Source organism: Adlercreutzia equolifaciens (assembly GCF_029076695.1).
Taxonomy (GTDB): domain Bacteria; phylum Actinomycetota; class Coriobacteriia; order Coriobacteriales; family Eggerthellaceae; genus Adlercreutzia; species Adlercreutzia equolifaciens_A.
Map to the genome: position 1 here is coordinate 1 of NZ_JARFIK010000165.1, position 344 is coordinate 344.

The 344-nt window shown below is 61.9% G+C and carries 1 pseudogene; it reads left to right on the forward strand.

Going from position 1 to position 344, the window contains the following annotated elements:
• Positions 1-344 (forward strand): annotated as a pseudogene (locus PZH32_RS11915) (M42 family peptidase); the annotation flags it as partial.

The following is a 344-nucleotide window of genomic DNA, read 5'->3' on the forward strand; positions in this document are numbered from 1 at the left end:
TATCACCTTCGGCGTGGGCTTCGAGCGCTTCGGTAAGAACATGGCCGTGTCCAAGTGCTTCGACGACAAGGTGGGCGTGTTCATTGTCTGCCGCGTCATGGAGAAGCTGGCCGATGCGGGGCGGGCTCCGGGCACGTTCATCGCCGTGGCCACCACCCAAGAGGAAATTGGCACGCGTGGCGCCATGACCAGCGCCCATGCGGTGAATCCCGATGTGGCCCTGGACTTCGACGTCACCCATGCCACGGACTACCCGGGTATCGAGAAAACCAAGTACGGCAAGATTGTCTGCGGTGCCGGCCCGGTTATTGCGCGCGGTCCCAATATCAATCCCGTGGTGTTCG